This window comes from Aeribacillus sp. SP014, assembly GCF_054055575.1.
This window is the reverse complement of the sequence record NZ_JBSRXI010000001.1, coordinates 2431550-2452162: the sequence shown is the minus strand read 5'-3', so window position 1 is coordinate 2452162 and position 20613 is coordinate 2431550. Positions and strand designations below refer to the sequence as shown.

Sequence of the window (20613 nt, the reverse complement as noted above, 5' to 3'; positions counted from 1 at the left end):
AGGATATGGATCAAGCAGAACAACTCAGAAGGATTATTCAACAAAACAAATATGCGGTGATAAAAGACTCTCCGCCTAACCGTCATGCAAAAACAGTGGCTGTGATTAGCGGAAAAGGGGGAGTCGGCAAATCGAATTTCGTTTTAAATTTCGCTTTAAACTTGATCAAAAAACGAAACGACCGTGTACTGCTGGTAGATTGCGATATTGGGATGGCAAACATCGATCTTTTGCTGGGACAGCAGTATCAAGAAAGATCAATTGTCGATTTGCTGAAAAACCGCATTGGAATTGAACAAATTATCAAAAAAGGCCCTTTAAATTTGCAGTATTTGTCAGGAGGAATGAGCCTTTCCAATATTGTCACAATCGATGAAGCAGAGTTTCAATTTTTTCTTTACGAGCTTGAAAGAATAATAGAGAAATACGACACCATCTTATTTGATATGGGGGCAGGAATTTCGAAAGACAGCTTGAAATTTTTGCTTGCAGTGGACGAAATTATCGTCATTACGACGCCTGAACCGACATCGATTATGGACGCCTACAGTGCGATAAAGCTCATTCACCAGTTCGATCAAGAAAAGGTGATGAAAGTAGTTGTCAATCGATTCAAGAAAAACATTGAAGCGAAAGAAACATGGGAAAAAATTAGAACCACTGCAGAGCGTTTTTTACATAAAACAATTGATTTGCTCGGCAGTTTGCCGGAGGATGATCATGTGCAGAAATCAGTCATGGAACAAATTCCGTTTATTTTGCGTTTTCCGAATGCTCCTATATCGAAAGCACTAGAAAATATAACAGAGATGTACTTAAATGGTAAAATAAAAAGAAAAGGATTTATTCATTCTCTTAGATCTTTGTTTTCAAGTAGGTGATGTTTTTGAGTCGTGTAAAGGTTTTGGTTATTGATGATTCGGCATTTATGAGAAAGTTGATTTCCGATTTACTTTTAGAGAGTCCTTCCATTGATGTGATTGGCACAGCTAAAAATGGAAAAGAAGGAATTGAAAAGATCGCAGAGCTTGATCCTGATGTTGTGACGTTAGATATTGAAATGCCGGTTTTAAACGGGCTTGATACTTTGCAGATTATCATGGACAAGTTTCCAAGGCCAGTCATTATGCTTTCAAGTTCGACGAAAGAAGGAGCCGAAAACACGATAAAATCTTTAGCTTTCGGGGCGTTTGATTTTATCCCGAAACCTTCCGGCTCCATATCTCTTGACATATTTAAAGTGAAAGAAGAATTAATTGCAAAAGTTCTAGCAGCAAAACGGGCAAAAGAAAAAGTTCAGATGTTAAAAAAAGAGATCGACACATTTCCTCGAAAGGAGATGATGAAAGAAAAGAGCCATCGACAGCGAAAAAAATCTTTAATTGCCATTGGAACTTCTACTGGCGGACCGAGCACCCTTCAAAAAATCGTTCCATGCTTCCCGAAAAACCTGAATTCGCCGATTTTCATCGTACAGCATATGCCGCCAGGATTTACAAAATCGTTGGCTGAACGATTAAATGAAATGTCAAACATCGAAGTAAAGGAAGGCGAGCATCAAGAAATCGTCAGAAATGGGGTAGCATACATAGCGCCTGGAGGCAGCCATATGAAAGTAATAGAAAAACAAGGGAATTTATTCATTGAACTGGATCAATCGGAAAAAAAGAGAGGGCACAGACCTTCAGTAGATGTACTGTTTGAATCTTTATCGAATTTAAAATATTATCAAACGATTGCTTGTATTTTAACGGGAATGGGTTCTGACGGGACAAAAGGATTAAAAGCATTAAAAGAAAGGACAGATGCGACAGGGATCGCACAGTCCGAAAAAACCTCCATTATATTTGGGATGCCAAAATCCGCCATCCAAGCGAATGTGGTTGATTACGTGGAAGATTTAATGGAAATTCCGTATTTAATTCAAAAGCTGATCTAAATCCAAGGAGTGTGCTGCCATGGAAATGAATCAATATTTGGACATTTTTATTGAAGAAAGTAAAGAACATTTGCAGTCGTGCAACGAAAAGCTTTTGGAGCTTGAACAAAATCCGGATGATTTAGGAATTGTGAACGAAATTTTTCGCTCCGCCCATACATTAAAAGGAATGGGCGCAACGATGGGGTTTGAAGATTTAGCCGATTTAACACATAAAATAGAAAATGTGTTTGACGCCATTCGCAATCAAAAATTAGAAGTAACGCCTGAAATTATGGATGTCCTTTTTGAAGCATTGGAGAATTTGGAGGAAATTGTTTTATCGATTGCGGATGGAGGAGACGGCAAAAAAGATGTTTCGGCCATTGTGAAAAAACTGCAAGCGATTGAAAGCGGAGAACAAATTGAAGATGAGACAGCTGAAAATGAAACATCAAGAGAACAAGTGCAGGATGTGAAAAAACTGAAGTTTGATGAATATGACAGGACGGTCATTCTTCAATCAATTGAACAAGGATTTCAAGTATACGAAATCAACATTCGGCTTCGAGAAGACTGCATCTTAAAAGCAGCGAGAGCATTTATGGTTTTTGAATTGCTTGAGAAGCACGGGGAAGTGGTCAAATCATCGCCTTCTGTTGATTTACTCGAAGAAGAAAAATTTGACAACAATTTTTCGGTTGCCTACATTACGAAGGAAGATAAGGACTTTATCCGGAACAGCCTATTGAAAATTTCAGAGGTTGAAGAAGTACTAGTTGAAAAAGTGAATGTAGAAAAGCCAAGTACTGAAAGAGTACAGCAGTCTGTTTCCAGCATACAATCTAATGCCAGCCAACAAACTGCTGCTAGCAAACAAACTACTGTTTCCAGCAAGCAAAGCCGTCAGCAGAAGGACAGCTCGAAAGACACTAGCCAAAAACAGAAGAAAAACCAGCAAAAGACGATCCGCGTCAACATTGAGCGCCTCGATATTTTAATGAACTTGTTTGAAGAATTAGTCATCGACAAAGGGCGTTTAGAGCAAATATCAAAAGAATTAAATCACTCGGAGCTGAAAGAAACGGTTGAGAAAATGTCCAGAGTTTCAGCTGATTTGCAAAACATTATTTTAAATATGCGCATGATCCCAATCGAAACCGTTTTTAACCGCTTCCCGAGAATGGTGAGAAATCTCGCCCGCGATTTAAATAAAAAAATCAATTTAGTTGTCACTGGCGCAGAAACCGAATTGGATCGGACCGTCATTGATGAAATTGGCGATCCGCTTGTGCATCTAATCCGAAATGCGATCGACCATGGGATTGAAACGCCTGAAACCCGCCTGAAATATGGCAAAAAAGAAGAAGGAACGCTGCGGCTCAGCGCATATCACAGCGGAAATCATGTCTTTATCGAAATCGAAGACGACGGTGCAGGAATTAATCAGAAAAAGGTATTGCAAAAAGCTATTGAGCGGGGAATCGTTACAAAAGAGGCAAGCGAAACATTAACGGAAAAACAAATTCATGAACTCATTTTCGCATCAGGCTTTTCAACGGCTGAAAAAATTTCAGATGTCTCTGGACGGGGTGTAGGGCTTGATGTAGTGAAAAATACAATCGAATCGCTCGGAGGAAGCATCACCATCGAGTCGGAAGAAGGAAAAGGATCTTTATTCTCGATCCAGCTCCCGCTGACATTAACGATTATTTCCGCCATGCTCATTGAAGTTGGAAATGAAAAATACGGTATTCCGATTTCGTCTATCATTGAATCCCTTGTTATTAAAAAAGAAGATATTTTACAGACACATCAAAACAAGGTGATTGATTATCGCGGAAAAATTGTACCTCTAGTGTTTTTAAAAGAAATTTTTGAAGTGGACGCCGAGGATGACCAAGATTATGTTTCAATCGTCGTTGTCAAAAAAGGAGATAAAATGGCTGGTCTAGTTGTCGATTCCTTCATCGGTCAGCAAGAGATTGTTTTGAAATCGTTAGGACAATATTTGACAAATGTATTCGCCATCTCAGGTGCCACAATTTTAGGAGACGGTCAAGTTGCATTGATCGTTGATTGTAATGCATTAATCCAGTAATGCTTGATGGAAGGGGAAGATGAGAATGGCAAATAGTGTATTTAATGAACAGAAGGTCATAGTTTTTCAGCTGCAAGACAAAGAATACGGGGTTTTTGTACAAAATGTGAAATCGATTGAAAAAGTTGACCATATCACCCGCGTTCCGAAAACAGCTGACTATATAAAAGGAGTCATCAATTTGCGCGGTGTTGTCACTCCGATCATAGATTTAAGAAAAAGATTGAATATGCCGGAAAAAGAAATAACAGATCAGACGAGAGTGATTATAGCTGTTCAAAATGAAATGGAAGTTGGATTGATTGTTGATTCTGCCAATGATGTCGTCGATATATCTGAAGACAGTATTGAACCTGCTCCAAGCGTCATCGAACAAGTCGAAACCGAGTTTATAAAAGGAATTACAAAATTGGATAAACGGCTGATTATGCTCCTTGACCTTGAAAAAGTGCTGAGCAAAGAAAATCAGAGGGTAATAGAGCATGAGCAAGTTGTTTGATTTATCAAACAAAAGGATCGATATATTAAAGGAAATTGCCAATATCGGAGCGGGAAATGCCGCAACGAGTCTGTCCCAGCTTCTTAATAAAAAAATTGAAATGAAAGTTCCGAACGTTTATGTCGCCTCTTTTAACGATGTGATGGATTTAGCAGGCGGTGCGGAAACAGAGGTTACGGCTGTATACATCCGCATTCAAGAGGATATAACTGGATCGATGTTTTTCATTTTGCCGATCCCGCAGGCTAAAAAATATGCAAAAGCATTAATGAATGATTATGTTCTTCAGGATGCTTCAACTGTGAAAGAAATGGAATGCTCTGTTTTGCAGGAGCTCGGCAACATCCTGATTGGATCCTATTTATCTGTTTTATCGAACATGACCAATTTGATGGTTAATCCGTCCGTTCCTGCCATCCAATGTGATATGTTCGGCGCGATTATCAGTCATGCTCTGATCGAGCTTTCGCTTGAAAGTGATGAAGCACTTGTCATCGATGCTGTTATAAAAGAAGAAGGGCATCAAGATTCCGAATTAATAAGAGGGCATATTTTCTTTCTGCCCGACTCACAGTCATATAAAAAAATTTTTGACATATTAGAGGTTTAGTGAAATGGGGCATTTTGAAAATGTTGTAAAAGTCGGTATTTCGGAAATGAATGTTGTGAAAGCTCCGTGGAAAATTCGAACAACTGGATTAGGATCTTGCGTCGGACTCGTCATCTATGATGATGTAAATAAATTGGCAGGACTTGCTCATATAATGCTGCCTGATTCTTCGCTTTCAAACAAGGAGCCTTTAAATTGTGCAAAATATGCGGATACGGCTGTAACAGAATTAATTCGTCTTTTAAAAAACTATGGAGGAAACATCATGTTTTTTAAAGCGAAAATAGCTGGAGGAGCTGAAATGTTTCCGCATCGGCCATCTTCCAAAATCATGCGCATAGGTCCGAGAAATGTTGAAGCGGTCAAACAGCATTTGTTGAGCAGTAATATCCCTATCGTTAGCGAAGATGTTGGCGGTAAAAATGGAAGAACCATTGAATTTGATACGAATTCATTCATTTTGACGATTCGCACCGTCAATCTTGGAGTGAAGCAAATATAGCCGGAGATTGACATTTTAGAAGGAGGAAAAAGGCAATGGTCCAATCGATGACACTGAATGATGAAAGGGTGTACTGGGACAAGTGGTTTCGTCACCGTGATCAAGATGCGGGCAACATGCTCGTCAAAAAATATATGCCGCTTGTCCGCTATCATGTCAGTCGTATTTCAGTGGGTCTTCCAAAAAATGTCGATAAAGATGATTTAATAAGTTTTGGATTGATGGGATTATATGATGCACTGGAAAAATTTGACCCTACACGAGATTTAAAATTCGATACGTATGCATCCTTCCGCATACGCGGAGCCATTCTTGACGGACTAAGGAAAGAAGATTGGCTTCCAAGAAGTTTTCGGGAAAAAGCAAAAAAAGTGGAAGCAGCCATTGAGCGATTGGAGCAAAAATATCATCGCAATGTGACGCCTAATGAAGTTGCAGAAGAGTTGGGTATGACACCCGAAGAAGTCGTTCATGTCGTCAATGAAAACTTTTTTGCCAATGTCTTGTCAATTGATGAACAATTGCATGACCAAGAAGAAGGGGAACAGATGAATATTGTCCTTAAGGATGATAAAACATTAACTCCGGAAGAGCATCTGTTAAAAGAGGAATTATTTGAGCATTTAACAAAATTGATCTCACAATTAAACGATAAGGAGCAGCTCGTATTAAGCTTGTTTTATAAAGAAGAGCTAACATTAACAGAGATAGGAAACGTGCTGAATTTGTCCACTTCGAGAATTTCGCAAATTCATTCGAAAGCATTATATAAATTAAAAGGAACGCTCGTTAAGCTTTTATCTTAAAAAGAATACAATTAAATGAGGTTGAAAAATGGCGGTATTTCTTTTACTGAGCTTTGTTTTGCACATCGTTTCGTTTTACTTTATCATTCTCCTTTATACACGCTATCAAAATGTAAAAAAAATAGAAGAAAAGCAGGAACAATTATTAAAAGAAGCAGAAGATTCGCTCGCGATGTTTTTATTGGAATTAAAAGAAGAAAACAAACAATTTCTTGAACAGCTCGAGCAAAACAGCGTCAAGCCCGGTTCTTTTGATCTCGAAAAATTAGTTGCGCAGCTGGAAGACAAGGTGGAAGTGAGCACAATCCAGAAAGATGCGAGCGCGGATGTAGAGCCTATCGACAAGGATGCAGAGCTTATAGAAGAGCCTAAAGATAAAAGAAAAAATTTGCATAAACAAGTATTCCAATTATTAGAGAAAGGATATACTATAGACGAAATTGCACAAACATTACATGTCGGCAAAACAGAAATTGAACTCGTCATGAAATTTCAACAAAACGATTGAATTCTTTCTTGATTGCCAAACTTCCATATGTTATATTTGTTTTTGGTGCTAATACACACGTCTGTTGATTTAAGCATCGGTGCTGTTTTGTGCAGTCATGCTTAAAAATGAAGCGGGCGGAGGATGAAAAACCATTAGGAGGAATGAAAATGTCAGTTATTTCAATGAAACAATTATTAGAAGCTGGTGTTCATTTCGGTCATCAAACACGCCGTTGGAATCCGAAAATGAAACGCTATATTTTCACTGAACGGAACGGAATTTACATCATTGACCTTCAAAAAACAGTAAAAAAAGTTGAGGAAGCGTATCAATTTGCAAGAGAGTTAGCTGCAAATGGAGGCAACATTTTATTCGTTGGTACGAAGAAGCAGGCGCAGGAATCTGTTAAAGAAGAAGCAGAACGCGCAGGAATGTTTTACGTCAATCAGCGCTGGCTGGGAGGAACATTAACGAACTTTGCTACAATTCAAAAACGAATTGCTCGTTTAAAAGAAATTGAAAAAATGCAAGAAGACGGCACATTTGATGTATTGCCGAAAAAAGAAGTAGTTCGTTTGAAAAAAGAATTGGAACGCCTTGAGAAATTTTTAGGCGGCATTAAGGAAATGAAACAGCTGCCTGATGCTGTTTATATTATCGATCCTCGCAAAGAGCGCATCGCTGTATCGGAAGCTCGCAAATTAAATATTCCGATTATCGGCATCGTTGACACAAACTGCGATCCGGATGAGATCGATTATGTAATCCCTGCAAATGATGATGCAATCCGCGCCGTCAAATTGTTAACTTCCAAAATAGCAGATGCTGTTTTAGAAGGCAAACAAGGCGAAGAAACTACAACTGCCTAAATGACAAAAGGTGATAAGAGGGGATTTTAGCCTTTTATCACCTTTTTTAAGCATACGAATTGAAGGAGGAACTTTTATGGCAATTACTGCTCAAATGGTAAAAGAGCTTCGGGAAAAAACCGGTGCAGGCATGATGGACTGCAAAAAGGCATTGACTGAAACAAATGGTGATATGGACAAAGCAATAGATTATCTTCGTGAAAAAGGCATAGCGAAAGCTGCGAAAAAAGCTGACCGAATCGCTGCAGAAGGCTTGACATTAATCAAAACTGACGGCAATACAGCTGTTATTTTGGAAGTGAATTCCGAAACAGACTTCGTTGCAAAAAATGATTCTTTTAAACAATTAATTGAAGATTTGGCTAAACACTTGCTGGCAAGCAAACCAGCTGATTTAAAAGACGCATTGGCTTCCAAAATGGAAAACGGTTCAACAGTGGAAGAATACATCCATGCTGCTATTGCTAAAATTGGCGAAAACATTACACTACGCCGTTTTGAAGTTGTCGAGAAAAATGATCAAGATGTCTTCGGCGCTTACTTGCACATGGGCGGACGCATTGCAGTATTAACGGTGCTTGAGGGAACAAATGATGAATCTGCTGCAAAAGATGTAGCAATGCATATCGCAGCGGTTAATCCGCGTTATATTTCTCGTGAAGATGTTCCTCAGGCTGAAGTGGAGCACGAACGCGAAGTTCTTAAAAAACAAGCTCTTCAAGAAGGAAAACCTGCAAACATTGTAGAAAAAATGGTTGAAGGCCGCCTCGGCAAATTTTTTGAGGAAATTTGCCTTTTAGAGCAAAATTTTGTAAAAAATCCTGATCAAAAAGTACGAGATTTCGTCAAAGCACAAAACGCAAACGTAAAAGCGTTTGTTCGCTATGAAGTTGGAGAAGGAATTGAAAAGCGTCAAGAAAATTTTGCTGAAGAAGTTATGAATCAAATTAAGAAATAAAAGTCATGAAAATGTTAAGAAGGGAACACAAGCGAGTGTTCCCTCTTTTTGAAAACCCTTTGTTTCAACTTTTCTATATATAGCGTCAAGAAATAGCTTGGAGGTTAATATGAGTACGCCAAAATATCATCGTATCGTGCTGAAATTAAGTGGAGAGGCGCTTGCTGGAGCTCAAGGTTTTGGAATTAATCCTTCCGTCATACAGTCAATTGCCAGACAAGTAAAGGAAATTGCTGAAATGGGTGTAGAAGTCGCAGTAGTTGTTGGCGGCGGAAACATTTGGAGAGGCAAAATCGGCAGCGAGATGGGGATGGATCGGGCAACAGCAGACTATATGGGAATGCTGGCGACTGTTATGAATTCTTTAGCTTTACAAGATAGTTTGGAAGGACTCGGCATTCCTACCCGAGTGCAAACTTCAATTGAAATGCGACAAGTCGCAGAACCGTACATAAGAAGAAAAGCCATTCGCCATTTGGAGAAGAAAAGAGTAGTCATTTTCGCAGCAGGAACAGGAAATCCTTATTTCTCAACAGACACAACGGCTGCGTTAAGAGCCGCTGAAATCGAAGCAGATGTCATTTTAATGGCGAAAAATAATGTAGATGGTGTATATAGCGCAGATCCAAAAAAGGATGCCTCAGCGGTAAAATATGATGAGTTATCTTATTTAGATTTATTAAAAGACGGGTTGGCTGTCATGGATTCAACAGCTTCTTCATTATGCATGGACAATAATATTCCTTTAATTGTTTTCTCGATTATGGAAGAAGGCAACATTAAACGTGCTGTTTTAGGAGAAAATATTGGAACAATTGTAAGGGGGAAATAAACATGTCTAAACAAGTTCTTTCACAAGCGAAAGAAAAAATGGAAAAAGCTTTATCAGCTTTCAAACGTGAATTAGCAGGTGTTCGTGCAGGCCGGGCAAACGCGTCTTTGCTTGATAAAATTCAGGTCGACTATTACGGAGTTCCAACTCCTGTAAATCAATTGGCATCGATTTCTACGCCAGAAGCACGTTTGCTTGTTGTTCAGCCTTATGACAAATCGACAATCGGTGAGGTTGAAAAAGCGATTTTAAAATCTGATCTTGGATTAACGCCGACATCGGACGGATCCGTCATCCGCATTGCCATTCCTCCATTGACGGAAGAGCGAAGAAAAGAACTGACAAAAGTAGTTCGCAAATATTCAGAGGATGCAAAAGTCGCTGTGCGAAACATTCGCAGAGATGCAAATGATGAATTAAAAAAATTAGAAAAAGCGGGCGACATTACAGAAGATGAACTGCGCGGTTTTCAAGATGATGTACAAAAACTGACGGACGAATACATTAAAAAAATTGATTCCGCAACAAAAGAAAAAGAAAAAGAAATCATGGAAGTTTAAACAAAATGAATGTACAATAGAAATGTGCTAAAAACCCTCTTTTCTCACAGGGGGTTTTTTTGTTCAAGAGGATTTGCTACATTTTTTAATGTCATATTATTCTCGGTGGAGGATTCTTATGTTTAATTTTCCTTATAAAAAAAAGAGCAGCAAAGGTTCCAAAAACTTGGTGGCGAAAGAAAACATTTTAGTAAATGAAATACCGGAACATGTGGCCATCATCATGGACGGAAACGGAAGATGGGCGAAAAAAAGATCGCTGCCTAGGATGGCCGGCCATCGGGAAGGAATGAAAGTAGTTAAAAAAATTACGAAATTAGCGAGCGATATCGGCATCAAAGTTTTGACCTTATATGCGTTTTCAACAGAAAATTGGAAAAGGCCAAAAGATGAGGTTAATTATTTAATGCGCCTTCCGGTCGAATTTTTATCGACTTTTTTGCCGGAATTAATACAGGAAAACGTGCAAGTTCGGGTTATCGGCGATCAATCTATGCTCCCCGATTATACGGTAAATGCTGTGAAGAAAGCTGTGAATGAAACGAAGCAAAACACCGGGCTGATTTTAAATTTTGCGTTGAACTATGGCAGCAGAACAGAAATTGTTGAAGCAGTAAAAAAAATATTAAGAGACCGCGAAGATGGAAAACTACATATAGATGACATAGATGAACAATTGTTTTCCAACTATTTAATGACGAAAAAGCTCAAAGATCCTGACCTGTTAATTCGGACAAGCGGAGAAATTCGGCTAAGCAACTTTATGCTCTGGCAGCTGGCTTATACTGAATTTTGGTTTACGGATGTGCTCTGGCCGGATTTTAATGAACACCATTTTTTGGAGGCAATCCGCGAATATCAGCAGAGAATCCGCAGATTCGGCGGCGTATAGAAGGAGCTAAAAAAAATGAAAACACGAATCATTACAGCAATTTGTGCTTTAGCCTTATTTGTACCAATTGTCATTATTGGCGGACTTCCGCTGACAATTGCTATTTATGTGCTCGCATCAGTTGGATTGTTTGAATTATTTAGAATGAAACGGTTTCATTTATTTTCATTTCCAGTTTTGTTCAGCTTTATCCTTTTATGGATTTTAATTTTCCCAAACCGTTATATTGATTTGCTTCATCAAATACATATAAGTAAAACTGGCTTTCTTTTTTTTGGCGCGATCCTGTTATTGATCTATACAGTGTTTTCAAAAAATCAATTTTCTTTTGATGACGTTGGATTTGCGCTCATTGCGATCATATATGTGGGAGTCGGATTTTATTTTTTTATTGAAATGAGAGTGTTAGGTCTAGACAAGCTTTTGTTTGCTCTGCTAACGATTTGGGCGACTGATTCAGGCGCTTACTTTATCGGCCGAGCCTTCGGAAAGAAAAAACTATCAGCTGAAATCAGCCCTAATAAAACAGTCGAAGGATTTTTCGGAGGGATTTTCTCGGCAATTTTGGTTGGATTAATTTTCCACTATTTTGCAAATTTTTTACCGACATATGTTCAAACCGTTTTTGTGTCCGTCATTGTTTCTATTGTTGGACAAATGGGGGATTTAGTACAGTCCGCTTTTAAACGCCATTACGGCACAAAGGATTCCGGAACGATTTTTCCAGGCCACGGGGGAGTTCTTGACCGTTTTGACAGCTTGATTTTTATTATGCCGATTTTATATTTCTTCATCCAATTGATCAGTAGACAAGGGGTGACAATGTGAAAAAAATTATTTTGCTGGGTGCGACAGGATCTATTGGGCAGCAAACTCTCGATGTGATTCGAGCAAATCCGGATTCATTCAGGCTAGTTGCGATGTCATTTGGAGAAAATATCGAACTTGGATTGAAGGCTGTTCATGAATTTAAACCAGAGCTTGTTGCTGTCAAAAATCGTGAAATTTATGATCAAATTCGTTTGAACATCCCTTCTAACTGTCAGCTTACATACGGACATGACGGGCTGTGTGAAACGGCTGCTTATCATAAAGGCGAGATAGTAGTGAATGCGGTCATTGGGAGCGTCGGGCTTATTCCAACACTAAAAGCGATCGAAGCGAAAAAAACGGTCGCTTTAGCGAATAAGGAAACACTTGTTACAGCTGGACAAATTGTGACCGACTATGCTCGAAAACACAATGTGCAAATTCTTCCTGTGGACAGTGAACATTCCGCGATTTTCCAATGCTTGAACGGGGAAAAAAAGGAAAGCGTCGAACGGCTTATTTTAACGGCTTCAGGAGGAAGCTTTCGGGATAAATCGCGAAATGAATTAAAGCATGTTACAGTTAAGGAAGCGTTAAACCATCCGAACTGGTCAATGGGCGCAAAAATAACGATCGATTCTGCGACGATGATGAACAAAGGGCTTGAAGTCATTGAAGCACATTGGCTCTTTTCTGTTTCATACGACCAAATTGATGTGCTGCTGCATAAAGAAAGCGTCATTCACTCGATGGTCGAATTTCATGATGGCAGCATCATAGCGCAGCTTGGAACTCCTGATATGAAAATACCGATTCAATATGCGCTTACATATCCAAATAGAATTCCTTCTTATGAAAGCGAAAGATTGGATTTAACAAAATATGGACAGCTTCATTTTGAAAAAATTGATTTTGATCGATACCGTTGCTTAAAATTTGCTTTTGATTCGGGTAAAATAGGAGGTACAATGCCTGCTGTTTTAAACGCAGCGAACGAAGTGGCAGTCAATGCTTTTTTGGAAGATAAAATTCCGTTTTTAAAGATAGAAGAACTTGTGGAAAGGGCATTAGAAGAACATGCTCCGCTTTTCAATCCGACCTTGGAGGATATACAAGAAGCGGATGGAAGGACAAGACAGTTTGTTCAATCTTTAATTAATTAGAGGTGGTAAAATAAGTGAACACGGTGATCGCATTTGTCGTTATTTTTGGCGTATTGGTGTTTTTCCACGAATTAGGGCACTTAGTTATGGCGAAAAGGGCAGGCATTTTATGCCGTGAATTTGCAATCGGCTTCGGGCCGAAAATTTTGTCGTTTAAACGAAAAGAAACGGTCTATACGATCAGGCTTTTGCCTATCGGCGGCTTCGTGCGCATGGCGGGGGAAGACCCGGAGATGATTGAGGTCAAACCTGGCTATCAGGTTGGACTATTGTTTAATCAGAAAGGACAAGTTGAAAAAATTATTTTAAACAGAAAAGAAAAGTATCCTAATGCAAAAGTGATTGAAGTTGAACAAGCAGATTTGGAACATGGAATGTTTATCACAGGCTATGAAGATGGAGAAGACAGCGGTCTAAAAAGGTTTGAAGTAAGCGAAACATCCTTTTATGTAGTTGACGGTGAAGAAATTCAAATTGCACCTTATAACAGGCAATTTGCTTCAAAAACGCTCGTTCAAAGAACGCTCGCCATTGCTGCCGGACCTTTTATGAATTTTCTATTAGGGTTTTTAGTTTTGTTTTACCTCGGCTTAAGCCAAGGAGTGCCCGTGAATGAACCGGTTTTAGGAGAAATCGTCCCTGACAGCGCGGCTGAACAAGCAGGATTACGGGAAGGCGATGTTGTAAAAGAAATAGAAGGAACGCCGATGAATTCGTGGAAAGATGTCGTTGAAATGATCAGAGCAAATCCGGAGAATGAGCTTCTTTTTTCAATTGAACGTTCCGGAGAAGAATTGGAAATGACGGTAACGCCGGATTCTGTGAAATCCGAAAACAAAACGATCGGCCAAATAGGAGTTTATTCCCCGGTTGAAAAAACATTTTTCGGTTCTTTGAAATATGGCTTAGTTGAGACCTATACATGGTCGAAAGAAATAATATTTGCGGTTGGGAAGCTGATAACCGGACAATTTTCAATTGATATGCTCTCTGGACCTGTCGGCATATATGATATGACAGGAAAAGTTGCAGAAACAGGCTTGACAAGCCTATTGAGCTGGACGGCTCTCTTAAGCATTAACCTTGGCATTATGAACTTGCTTCCAATTCCAGCTCTAGATGGAGGACGCTTATTGTTTTTTGCCATTGAAGCGGTCCGGGGAAAACCGATTGATCGACAAAAAGAAGGGATCGTCCACTTTATCGGATTTGCACTTCTAATGCTGTTAATGCTCGTTGTGACATGGAATGACATCCAAAAGTTTTTCCTTTAAAAAATAATATAGAAATCAAATTCGAGGTGCTTTAAATGAAACAGAGTCAGTCATTTATACCCACAATGAGAGAAAATCCAGCAGATGCGGAAGTTAAAAGCCACCAGCTGCTGTTGCGTGCCGGATACATTCGGCAGACAGCTAGCGGTGTTTATTCGTATCTGCCTCTTGCTCATAGAGTGTTAACCAAAATTGAAAATATTATCAGAGAGGAAATGAACCGGATCGGAGCGGTGGAGCTGCTAATGCCGGCTTTGCAGCAAGCAGAACTTTGGCAGGAGTCTGGCCGCTGGTATTCATACGGATCAGAATTAATGAGATTGAAAGACCGTCATGAGCGTGATTTTGCTTTAGGTCCGACTCATGAAGAAGTTATAACAAGTTTGGTAAAAGATGAGATCAAATCTTATAAACGTCTGCCGCTCACCCTTTATCAAATTCAAACGAAGTTCCGGGATGAAAAGCGTCCGCGGTTCGGTCTTTTGCGGGGACGAGAGTTCATTATGAAAGATGCTTACTCTTTTCATGCTACACAGGAAAGCTTAGATGAAGTGTACGAACAGGTACGAGAAGCATACAGCCGCATCTTTACTCGATGTGGGTTGAACTTTCGCGCAGTCATCGCTGATTCGGGAGCAATGGGCGGTAAAGATACTCATGAATTTATGGTGCTTTCGGAAATCGGAGAAGATACGATCGCATATTCTGATTCGTCCGATTATGCAGCAAATATTGAAATGGCTCCGGTAGTTGCATCTTATGAAAAGGTTGACGAACCGCTCATAGAGCTTGAAAAAAAAGAAACGCCAAACAAAAAATCCATTGAAGAAGTGGCGCAGTTTTTCCAAGTTCCGAAGGAAAAATTAATAAAATCCGTTTTATTTAAAGTAGATGAAAAGTTCGTTCTTGTTCTTGTCCGCGGTGATCATGAGGTCAATGACGTGAAACTGAAAAACCTTTATCAGGCATCAGTTGTTGAACTTGCTTCAGCTGAAGAAACAGAGCAGGTAATGGGAGTTTCACCCGGATTTTTAGGACCGATCGGCGCATCCGACAAAGTGGAAATTGTCGCAGATTATGCAGTTCAAGCAGTCGTAAATGGAATATGCGGGGCAAATGAAAACGATTTGCACTATATCGGAGTAAACCCTGATCGGGATTTTACCGTTACCAAGTATGAAGATATAAGATTTATTCAGGAAGGGGACCCTTCGCCGGACGGAAAGGGACGGATCAAGTTCGCGAAAGGCATTGAAGTCGGCCACGTCTTTAAGCTTGGCACAAGATACAGTGAAGCGATGAAGGCAGAATTTTTAGATGAAAAGGGAAAAACAAACCCTATCATCATGGGATGCTATGGTATCGGTGTTTCACGCTTACTGTCTGCGGTGGTCGAGCAATTTCATGATGAAAATGGAATTATTTGGCCTAATAAATTAGCTCCGTTTGAAGTCCACCTTATTCCGGTTAATATGAAAAACGAAGAACAAGTCAAGGTTGCAGAGCAAATTTATCACGATTTGCAGGCGAAAGGATACGAAGTCCTTTATGATGATCGTGCTGAACGGGCGGGTGTGAAATTTGCTGACAGTGATTTAATTGGCATTCCTGTCAGAATAACGGTCGGAAAAAGAGCTGGTGAAGGGATTGTAGAAGTGAAAGAAAGAAAAAGCGGAAATAGTATAGAAGTTTCTGTTGATCAGCTAAAAGAGCAGCTTGCCAAACTTCTCCGCTAATGAAGCTGGATGCCGCAGATGAAGCTGGCATAGGTAAAGAGTAGGGGGTCTTGCCTTTATGATAATTTGTCAAACGGGTCAAGCCCCCTATTAACTTTTTGGGAAAGAGGGGAAACCAATGGATGATAAAGACTTGCAGCAGCAAAAAGAACGGTTTCAGATTTTGTTGAAACAGCTTGAAATGACGGATGATCAAATCTACCCTTATTTCCAAAACGGAGCGATCTTAAAATTAACAGTTCATAAAAAATCTAAATTATGGGATTTCTCTTTTCGGCTTGAAAACATTCTTCCATTTCGTATCCTGCAATTGTTTGATAGAAGATTGAACAAAACATTTTCTCATTTAGCCAATGTTACGTTTCACATTACAACTGTGAAACAAGAATATGATGAACAGCTCGTTCAAGACTACTGGGAGTTTTGCCTCCAAGAAATGGAGGGGGTTTCTCCGCCGATATTATCACTGTTAAAAGAACAAATGCCGAAGCTGGAAAAGCAAAAATTAATGATTCGCACGAGAAATGAGACGGAAAATGAAACGATCAAGAAAAAATACGGCCCCATCATCCAGCAGGCGTACGAGAAGTACGGCTTTCCAAAGCTGACTATCGACACGGTGATCGATGCATCTAACGAAGAATGGGAAAAATTTTTGGAGCAGAAGCAAAAAGAAGACGAAGAGCGGATTTTACAAGCAATGATGGAAATGAAGCAAAATGGAAAGGAAAATCAAACTCAGGAGCCTAAAAAGCAGGAAGGTCCTCTTATTATCGGATACAAAATAAAAGATGACGAAGAAATTCGCACTCTTGATAACATTTTTGATGAAGAGCGGAGAGTCGTCATTCAAGGATATGTTTTTGAGGCGGAAACAAAGGAATTAAAAAGCGGAAGAACGTTATGCACGTTTAAAATTACCGATTATACCAATTCCATTTTAGTCAAAATGTTCGGCCGCGATAAAGAAGATAATGCATTGCTTGCATCGATCAAAAAAGGAATGTGGCTGAAAGTTCGCGGAAGCATTCAAAACGATACATTTGTTCGTGATCTTGTCATGATTGCCAATGACATTAATGAAATCAACCCGAAAAAACGGCTCGATACCGCACCTGAAGGAGAGAAAAGGGTGGAATTGCACCTTCATTCGCAGATGAGCCAAATGGATGCCGTCACATCGATCACAGATCTTGTTGAACAAGCTAAAATGTGGGGCCATGAAGCGATTGCATTGACAGATCACGCAGTTGTCCAATCTTTTCCAGAGGCATATGCTGCAAGCAAAAAGTTTGGCGTTAAAATGATTTACGGTCTTGAAGCAAATATTGTTGATGACGGTGTACCGATTGCTTATAACGAATCGCACAGACTTTTAAGCGAAGATACCTTTGTTGTGTTTGACGTTGAAACAACAGGGCTTTCGGCTGTATACGACACGATCATTGAACTTGCAGCGGTGAAAATAAAAAACGGGGAAATTATCGACCGATTTGAATCGTTTGCCAACCCTCACCATCCGCTTTCAGCAACAACGATAGAACTGACGGGAATTACCGATGATATGGTTCAAAATGCTCCCGACGTCGATGAAGTTTTGTACAAATTTAAAGAATGGGCAGCCGACAGCATTTTAGTTGCCCACAATGCAAGCTTTGACATGGGCTTTATTAATGCAGGCTACAAAAAATATTTGCAGGTTAAAAAGGCGGACAACCCTGTCATTGATACTCTTGAACTTGCAAGATATTTATATCCTAATTTAAAAAACCACCGCCTGAATACATTGTGCAAAAAGTTTGATATAGAGCTTGTACAGCATCATAGAGCCATTTATGATGCGGAAGCAACCGGCTATTTGCTTGTAAAATTGCTGCAAGAGGTAAATGAACGAGGAATTCTTTATCATGATGAGCTGAATGAGCGGACTGGGGATTCAAAAGCGTATGAGCGGGCAAGACCGTTTCACGCGACGCTTCTTGTGCAAAATGAAACAGGGCTGAAAAATTTATTTAAGCTTGTATCTCTTTCCCATGTTCAATATTTTTATCGCGTTCCGCGCATTCCCCGTTCTGTATTGTTAAAGCATAGGGAAGGCATTTTAATTGGTTCAGGCTGCGACAAGGGAGAAATTTTCGAAGCAATGATGCAAAAAGGTCCAGAAGAAGTTGAAGAGATGGCTTCATTTTATGATTTTCTCGAAGTGCATCCACCGGAAGTATATTACCCTCTAATTGAGACGGAGCAGGTTCGAAATGAACAAGCGATCAAAGAAATCATTGCAAACATAGTCAAACTAGGGGAAAAGCTGTCGATTCCGGTTGTGGCAACAGGCAATGTCCATTATTTAAACAAGGAAGATAAAATTTACCGGAAAATCTTAATTTCTTCGCAAGGGGGAGCGAATCCTTTAAACCGCCATACATTGCCTGATGTGCATTTCCGTACAACAAATGAAATGCTGGATGCTTTTCGTTTTTTAGGCGATGAAAAAGCGAAAGAAATTGTTGTGACAAACAGCCAGTACATCGCCTCTCTCATAGGTGATGTAAAACCGATTAAAGATGATCTGTATACACCGAAAATAGACGGTGCCGAAGAAGAAATTCGGGAAATGAGTTACAATCGTGCCAAAGAAATATACGGAGACCCATTGCCGGAAATCGTTCAAGCAAGGCTTGAAAAAGAGTTGAAAAGCATTATCGGCCACGGATTTGCCGTCATTTATTTGATATCTCACAAACTAGTAAAAAAATCTTTGGATGACGGGTACTTGGTCGGTTCAAGGGGATCAGTCGGCTCATCCTTTGTTGCCACGATGACGGAAATTACTGAGGTGAACCCTCTTCCGCCTCATTACGTTTGTCCAAAATGCAAGCATTCCGAATTTTTCAATGATGGCTCTGTAGGATCAGGATACGATCTTCCTGATAAAAATTGTCCGCAATGCGGAGCACCATATAAAAAGGACGGGCATGACATACCGTTTGAAACGTTTCTAGGATTTAAAGGAGACAAGGTGCCTGATATTGATTTGAATTTTTCAGGTGAATATCAGCCGAGGGCACACAATTATACGAAAGTGCTGTTTGGTGAAGATAAAGTGTACCGTGCAGGAACAATTGGCACCGTTGCCGAAAAGACAGCTTTCGGATTTGTCCGCGGCTACATGAACGATCATAATCTGCATTTCCGCAGTGCAGAAGTCGATCGGCTTGTGAAAGGATGTACGGGGGTCAAGCGGACGACAGGACAGCATCCCGGAGGAATCATCGTTGTTCCCGATTATATGGATATATATGATTTTACTCCAATTCAATATCCGGCAGATGATACAAGCGCTGATTGGAAAACGACACATTTTGATTTCCACTCCATTCACGACAATTTATTAAAGCTTGATATACTAGGGCACGATGATCCGACGGTCATCAGAATGCTTCAAGATTTAAGCGGAATCGATCCGAAGACCATTCCAACAGATGATCCGGAAGTAATGAAAATCTTTTCCTCAACCGAATCACTTGGCGTGACAGAGGAGCAGATTGGCTGTAAAACGGGCACTCTAGGGATTCCAGAGTTCGGCACGCGATTTGTCCGCCAAATGTTGGAGGAAACAAGACCGACGACATTTTCAGAGCTTGTCCAAATATCAGGATTGTCCCATGGGACAGATGTTTGGCTAGGAAACGCACAAGAACTGATTCAAAGCGGCACATGTACATTAAGTGAGGTCATTGGCTGCCGCGACGATATTATGGTTTATTTAATCTATCAAGGATTGGAGCCGTCGTTAGCCTTTAAAATTATGGAGTCGGTTCGGAAAGGAAAAGGCTTGATTCCCGAATGGGAAGAAGAGATGAAAAAGAACGGCGTTCCAGACTGGTATATTGAATCTTGCAAAAAAATCAAATATATGTTTCCAAAAGCTCACGCGACAGCTTATGTATTAATGGCTGTGCGGATTGCATATTTTAAAGTGCATTTTCCTCTGCTATTCTATGCAACTTATTTTACAGTCAGAGCGGACGATTTTGACATCGAAACGATGATCAAAGGAAGCACCGCAATCAGAGCGAAAATTGAAGAGATCAGTGCAAAAGGGCTCGATGCTTCTCCAAAAGAGAAGAGCTTGCTGACCGTATTGGAGATGGCACTTGAAATGACGGAGCGTGGATTTTCATTCCAAAAAGTAGATTTATACCGCTCTCAAGCCAAAGAATTCATTATTGACGGCGACAGCCTGATACCACCGTTTAATTCGATACCAGGGCTTGGTACGAACGCGGCCATCAATATTGTCAAAGCGAGAGAAGAAGGAGAATTTTTATCCAAAGAGGATCTGCAGGAGCGGACAAAAATTTCAAAAACGATTATGGAATATCTTGAAAATCATGGCTGTTTGGCATCGCTGCCTGAGCAAAATCAGCTCTCCCTTTTCTGATTTGCGATTCAATTTGCAAACCTGATTAGGTTATGTTATATTCATTTATGGAAATGCTAAAAAAAGCCTAACGAAAGAGTGGGGAAAAAACCCACTCTTTCCTATTGGAACTAGTTTTTTATGACGATTAAATAGATGTCCCTTTCTGA

At 39.9% G+C, this 20613-nt stretch carries 18 protein-coding genes; all 18 read left to right on the top strand.

Annotated elements, in window-relative coordinates:
• Positions 1–5 precede the first annotated feature (5 nt).
• On the top strand, positions 6–881 hold the full coding sequence (locus tag ACVIJU_RS11840; protein ID WP_063386682.1) for a MinD/ParA family protein: 876 nt from the start codon (positions 6–8) through the stop codon (positions 879–881).
• A gap of 5 nt (positions 882–886) precedes the next feature.
• Positions 887–1939, top strand: a complete 1053-nt coding sequence (locus ACVIJU_RS11835) for a protein-glutamate methylesterase/protein-glutamine glutaminase (protein WP_063386683.1) — start codon at positions 887–889, stop codon at positions 1937–1939.
• 19 nt (positions 1940–1958) lie between these two features.
• Positions 1959–4019 (top strand): chemotaxis protein CheA, encoded by a 2061-nt coding sequence (locus ACVIJU_RS11830; protein ID WP_063386684.1) that lies wholly within the window; start codon positions 1959–1961, stop codon positions 4017–4019.
• A 25-nt stretch (positions 4020–4044) separates the two neighbouring features.
• Positions 4045–4518 (top strand): chemotaxis protein CheW, encoded by a 474-nt coding sequence (locus tag ACVIJU_RS11825; RefSeq protein ID WP_063386685.1) that lies wholly within the window; start codon positions 4045–4047, stop codon positions 4516–4518.
• Positions 4502–5128 (top strand): chemotaxis protein CheC, encoded by a 627-nt coding sequence (locus ACVIJU_RS11820; RefSeq protein ID WP_063386686.1) that lies wholly within the window; start codon positions 4502–4504, stop codon positions 5126–5128. Before ACVIJU_RS11825 ends, ACVIJU_RS11820 begins: the two co-directional genes overlap by 17 nt.
• A gap of 4 nt (positions 5129–5132) precedes the next feature.
• A complete protein-coding gene (locus ACVIJU_RS11815) occupies positions 5133–5630 on the top strand; it encodes a chemotaxis protein CheD (protein WP_063386687.1) in 498 nt (165 codons plus the stop codon).
• Between the two features lie 35 nt (positions 5631–5665).
• Positions 5666–6436 (top strand): FliA/WhiG family RNA polymerase sigma factor, encoded by a 771-nt coding sequence (locus ACVIJU_RS11810; RefSeq protein WP_063386688.1) that lies wholly within the window; start codon positions 5666–5668, stop codon positions 6434–6436.
• Positions 6437–6464: 28 nt separating this feature from the next.
• Positions 6465–6944, top strand: coding sequence for a DUF6115 domain-containing protein (locus ACVIJU_RS11805; protein ID WP_327862743.1), 480 nt, complete (start codon positions 6465–6467; stop codon positions 6942–6944).
• A gap of 149 nt (positions 6945–7093) precedes the next feature.
• Complete coding sequence (gene rpsB, locus ACVIJU_RS11800) at positions 7094–7795, top strand: 30S ribosomal protein S2 (protein ID WP_063386690.1); 702 nt, start codon at positions 7094–7096, stop codon at positions 7793–7795.
• A 76-nt stretch (positions 7796–7871) separates the two neighbouring features.
• Positions 7872–8753, top strand: coding sequence for a translation elongation factor Ts (gene tsf, locus ACVIJU_RS11795; RefSeq protein WP_063386691.1), 882 nt, complete (start codon positions 7872–7874; stop codon positions 8751–8753).
• A gap of 109 nt (positions 8754–8862) precedes the next feature.
• Positions 8863–9585: a UMP kinase gene (gene pyrH, locus ACVIJU_RS11790; protein WP_063386692.1), complete on the top strand. Its 723-nt coding sequence runs from the start codon at positions 8863–8865 to the stop codon at positions 9583–9585.
• A gap of 2 nt (positions 9586–9587) precedes the next feature.
• A complete protein-coding gene (frr, locus tag ACVIJU_RS11785; RefSeq protein ID WP_063386693.1) occupies positions 9588–10145 on the top strand; it encodes a ribosome recycling factor in 558 nt (185 codons plus the stop codon).
• A gap of 118 nt (positions 10146–10263) precedes the next feature.
• Positions 10264–11037, top strand: coding sequence for an isoprenyl transferase (locus ACVIJU_RS11780; RefSeq protein WP_063386694.1), 774 nt, complete (start codon positions 10264–10266; stop codon positions 11035–11037).
• Between the two features lie 15 nt (positions 11038–11052).
• Positions 11053–11865: a phosphatidate cytidylyltransferase gene (locus ACVIJU_RS11775; protein WP_063386695.1), complete on the top strand. Its 813-nt coding sequence runs from the start codon at positions 11053–11055 to the stop codon at positions 11863–11865.
• Positions 11862–13010 carry a 1-deoxy-D-xylulose-5-phosphate reductoisomerase gene (dxr, locus tag ACVIJU_RS11770; protein WP_063386696.1) on the top strand — a complete coding sequence of 383 codons (1149 nt, stop codon included), beginning with the start codon at positions 11862–11864 and terminating at the stop codon, positions 13008–13010. The genes ACVIJU_RS11775 and dxr overlap by 4 nt, the downstream gene beginning before the upstream one ends.
• Positions 13011–13024: 14 nt before the next feature.
• Positions 13025–14284, top strand: coding sequence for an RIP metalloprotease RseP (rseP, locus tag ACVIJU_RS11765; protein ID WP_063386697.1), 1260 nt, complete (start codon positions 13025–13027; stop codon positions 14282–14284).
• A 35-nt stretch (positions 14285–14319) separates the two neighbouring features.
• Entirely contained in the window at positions 14320–16020 is a 1701-nt protein-coding gene (locus ACVIJU_RS11760; protein ID WP_063386698.1) for a proline--tRNA ligase, read from the top strand.
• Between the two features lie 118 nt (positions 16021–16138).
• The gene (locus ACVIJU_RS11755; RefSeq protein ID WP_327856303.1) at positions 16139–20464 is read left to right on the top strand and encodes a PolC-type DNA polymerase III; all 4326 of its coding nucleotides are present in this window, start codon (positions 16139–16141) and stop codon (positions 20462–20464) included.
• The last annotated feature ends 149 nt before the right edge of the window (positions 20465–20613 follow it).

Bases quoted from the DNA above. Each gene is read 5' to 3' on its own strand.
- ACVIJU_RS11775 (WP_063386695.1), top strand. From the start codon at position 11,053: ATGAAAACACGAATCATTACAGCAATTTGTGCTTTAGCCTTATTTGTA.
- ACVIJU_RS11840 (WP_063386682.1), top strand. From the start codon at position 6: ATGGATCAAGCAGAACAACTCAGAAGGATTATTCAACAAAACAAATAT.
- ACVIJU_RS11760 (WP_063386698.1), top strand. From the start codon at position 14,320: ATGAAACAGAGTCAGTCATTTATACCCACAATGAGAGAAAATCCAGCA.
- ACVIJU_RS11825 (WP_063386685.1), top strand. From the start codon at position 4,045: ATGGCAAATAGTGTATTTAATGAACAGAAGGTCATAGTTTTTCAGCTG.
- ACVIJU_RS11755 (WP_327856303.1), top strand. From the start codon at position 16,139: ATGGATGATAAAGACTTGCAGCAGCAAAAAGAACGGTTTCAGATTTTG.
- rpsB (WP_063386690.1), top strand. From the start codon at position 7,094: ATGTCAGTTATTTCAATGAAACAATTATTAGAAGCTGGTGTTCATTTC.
- frr (WP_063386693.1), top strand. From the start codon at position 9,588: ATGTCTAAACAAGTTCTTTCACAAGCGAAAGAAAAAATGGAAAAAGCT.
- ACVIJU_RS11815 (WP_063386687.1), top strand. From the start codon at position 5,133: ATGGGGCATTTTGAAAATGTTGTAAAAGTCGGTATTTCGGAAATGAAT.
- tsf (WP_063386691.1), top strand. From the start codon at position 7,872: ATGGCAATTACTGCTCAAATGGTAAAAGAGCTTCGGGAAAAAACCGGT.
- pyrH (WP_063386692.1), top strand. From the start codon at position 8,863: ATGAGTACGCCAAAATATCATCGTATCGTGCTGAAATTAAGTGGAGAG.
- ACVIJU_RS11805 (WP_327862743.1), top strand. From the start codon at position 6,465: ATGGCGGTATTTCTTTTACTGAGCTTTGTTTTGCACATCGTTTCGTTT.
- ACVIJU_RS11810 (WP_063386688.1), top strand. From the start codon at position 5,666: ATGGTCCAATCGATGACACTGAATGATGAAAGGGTGTACTGGGACAAG.
- ACVIJU_RS11830 (WP_063386684.1), top strand. From the start codon at position 1,959: ATGGAAATGAATCAATATTTGGACATTTTTATTGAAGAAAGTAAAGAA.
- ACVIJU_RS11820 (WP_063386686.1), top strand. From the start codon at position 4,502: ATGAGCAAGTTGTTTGATTTATCAAACAAAAGGATCGATATATTAAAG.
- ACVIJU_RS11780 (WP_063386694.1), top strand. From the start codon at position 10,264: ATGTTTAATTTTCCTTATAAAAAAAAGAGCAGCAAAGGTTCCAAAAAC.